At 72.3% G+C, this 2,643-nt stretch carries 5 protein-coding genes; 3 read left to right on the forward strand and 2 right to left on the reverse strand.

Going from position 1 to position 2,643, the window contains the following annotated elements:
- On the forward strand, nucleotides 1-213 hold a 213-nt coding region (locus BGO22_RS16615), incomplete at its 5' end, for a VOC family protein (RefSeq protein ID WP_286851824.1).
- A gap of 64 nt (nucleotides 214-277) precedes the next feature.
- Here the strand turns inward: BGO22_RS16615 and BGO22_RS16620 are convergent.
- Nucleotides 278-790 carry an OmpA family protein gene (locus BGO22_RS16620; protein ID WP_070397586.1) on the reverse strand — a complete coding sequence of 171 codons (513 nt, stop codon included), beginning with the start codon at nucleotides 788-790 and terminating at the stop codon, nucleotides 278-280.
- 57 nt (nucleotides 791-847) lie between these two features.
- Here BGO22_RS16620 and BGO22_RS16625 point away from each other — a divergent pair, with 57 nt between their 5' ends.
- Nucleotides 848-1,450 (forward strand): gamma-glutamylcyclotransferase, encoded by a 603-nt coding sequence (locus BGO22_RS16625; RefSeq protein WP_083292838.1) that lies wholly within the window; start codon nucleotides 848-850, stop codon nucleotides 1,448-1,450.
- A gap of 25 nt (nucleotides 1,451-1,475) precedes the next feature.
- Nucleotides 1,476-2,108, forward strand: coding sequence for a pyridoxamine 5'-phosphate oxidase (pdxH, locus tag BGO22_RS16630; protein ID WP_070397585.1), 633 nt, complete (start codon nucleotides 1,476-1,478; stop codon nucleotides 2,106-2,108).
- A 6-nt stretch (nucleotides 2,109-2,114) separates the two neighbouring features.
- On the opposite strand, the gene folK is transcribed toward pdxH, so the two are convergent.
- On the reverse strand, nucleotides 2,115-2,591 hold the full coding sequence (gene folK / locus BGO22_RS16635; protein ID WP_070397584.1) for a 2-amino-4-hydroxy-6-hydroxymethyldihydropteridine diphosphokinase: 477 nt from the start codon (nucleotides 2,589-2,591) through the stop codon (nucleotides 2,115-2,117).
- Between the last annotated feature and the right edge of the window lie 52 nt (nucleotides 2,592-2,643).

Genomic DNA, 2,643 nt, shown 5'->3' on the forward strand with positions numbered 1-2,643 from the left:
ATGGGCACGGCCTACGGCCACATCGCCCTGGGCGTGCCCGACGCCTACGCGGCCTGCGAGAAGATCAAGGCCGCGGGCGGCCAGGTCACGCGCGAGGCCGGTCCGGTCAAGGGCGGCACCACGGTCATCGCCTTCGTGACGGACCCGGACGGCTACAAGATCGAGCTGATCCAGCGCGCCGACGACCACGCCGCCGGCCAGGGCTTGCGCTGAGGCCCCACCCCCAATGAAAAGGCCCGGTCGAACCGGGCCTTTTGTCTGGCGAACGGTGCCGCGCTCAGCGCACGATCACCACCTCGACCCGGCGCGCCTCGGCGTCGGCGCCCGTGCCGGTGGTCACGGCCGGCTTGCTCAGTTCCAGGCTGCTCTCCGCCACGCCCGCGCCCACCAGGGCGTCGCGCACCGCGAAGGCGCGCTGCTTGGCCAGCTCGGCGTTGAAGGCCGGGTCGCCGGTGGCGTCGTGAAAGCCCGAGACCACCAGGCGCGAACCGCCCTTGGCGGCCTCGATGGCCTCGGCCAGCGCGGCCAGCGCGCCGGAGGCCAGATCGGCCTTGCCGGTGGCGAAATAGAACTTCACCACACCGTTGTCGACCACCACGCTGGCGTCGGTGGCGGAAATGGCAATGGCGCCCGGCGCCGGCGCGGCGGTGGCCGATGCCGCGGGAGCGGCCTTGTCGCCGCGCGCCTTGAACACGCCCAGGCCCAGTACGCCAGCGATGATCAGTGCGATGAGGGAAATCAGGACGACCGCGACGACGCGTTGTTCGGGTTCGTTATCCTGTGTGGCCATGCAAAAAGCTCCTGTGGTGTGCGTGAATCGGCGAATCCGGCATTGTAGGCAGGCCGGATGAAGCCCCTGCGCACCTGGATCCCCGAACAGCGCGACGGCGCGGCCATGATGGCCGAGACCCTGGCCGACTGGCGCGCCCAGGGCGAGCGCCCGGACCTCTGGGTGTTCGGCTACGCCTCGCTGGTCTGGCGGCCCGAGTTCGAGGCCGTCGAGAGCCGCCCCGGCCGCGTGCATGGGCACCACCGGGGCCTGCAGATGTGGAGCCGCGTCAACCGCGGCACGCCCGAATGCCCGGGCCTGGTGTTCGCGCTCCTGTCGGGCGGCAGCTGCGACGGCCTGGCGCTGCGCGTGCCGCACGAGCAGGTGGAGGCGCTGATGCCACGCCTGTGGGCGCGCGAGATGCCCAACCCCGTCTACGACCCCAAGTGGCTGCGGGTGCAGACCCCGCAGGGCAGCGTGCGCGCGCTGGCCTTCACGCTCTCGCGCCGCAGCCCCAGCTTCACCGGCCAGCTCACACCCGAGCGCTACCGCGACATCTTCTCGCGCTCCTGCGGGCGCTACGGCACCACGCTGGACTACGCCCGCCGCACGTTTGAAGGGCTCAAGGCCCACGGCATCCACGACCACGCGCTGGAAAAGCTGCTGCAACTGGCCGACTGATCGGCCGCCTCACTACACTGCCGCCATGAACATCGCCGACCTGCGCAAGAGCTACGAGAAGGCCGAGTTGAGCGAGGACGCCTCGCACGCCGACCCGCTGCAACAGTTCGACCAATGGCTGCAGCAAGCCATCGCCGCCCAGGTGCCCGAGCCCAACGCCATGACCCTGGCCACCGTGGGATCGGACCTGCGCCCGAGCACGCGCATCGTGCTCATCAAGGGCTACGACGAGCGCGGCGTCGTCTGGTACACCAACTACCACAGCCGCAAGGGCCGCGAACTGGCGGGCAACCCCTACGCGGCGCTGCAGTTCCATTGGGTGGAGCTCGAGCGGGTGGTGCGCATCGAGGGCCGGGTGGAGTTCACCAGCGCCGACGAAAGCGACGCCTATTTCCACAGCCGCCCGCTGGACAGCCGCATCGGCGCCTGGGCCAGCCCGCAGAGCGAGGTGATCGAGGGCCGCTCGGTGCTGGTGGCCAACGCGGCGAAGTACGGCGCGCAGTTCCTGCTCAAGCCGCCGCGCCCGCCGCACTGGGGCGGCTACCGGCTGGTGCCGGACAACTGGCAGTTCTGGCAGGGGCGCAAGAGCCGGCTGCACGACCGGCTGCGCTACCGGCTGCAGGACGGCGCCTGGGTGCGCGAGCGGCTGGCCCCCTGAGGGCGCTCAGGCCCCGCGCAACCGCTCGATGGCCTGGCCCGCCACAGCGGCCAGGGCCTCGGCCGGCACCCGGTGGGGCGCGATCTCGGCCAGCGGCAGCAGCACGAAGGCGCGCTCGCGCCAGCGCGGGTGCGGAACGGTCAGCGTGGGCGAATCGATGCGGCCCTCGCCGTAGAACAGCAGGTCGAGGTCGAGCGTGCGCGGGGCGTGGCGGTAAGGCCGTTCGCGGCCGGCCGCGGTTTCGATGGCCTGCAGGGCGCCCAGCAGATCCGGCGCACTGAGCGTGGTGGCGATCTCGGCCACCGCGTTGACGAAGTCGGGGCCTTGCGCCTCGTGCGGCGCGCTGCGGTACAGGGACGAGGCGCGCACCAGCCGCAGGCCGGGGGTGTGGTCCAGGGCGCCGAGGGCCCCGCGCACGGCGGCCGCGGCCTGGCCCAGGTTGGCGCCGAGCGCGACGTAGGCCTGTAGCTCAGGCCGCCCCATCGCCTCCGGCGGGCGGGTTGCCCTCGCCGCCTTCGCCGCCCTCCGTGCGCGC

The sequence above is a fragment of the Hydrogenophaga sp. 70-12 genome (genome assembly GCF_001897365.1).
GTDB classification, from domain to species: Bacteria; Pseudomonadota; Gammaproteobacteria; order Burkholderiales; family Burkholderiaceae_C; genus Hydrogenophaga; species Hydrogenophaga borbori.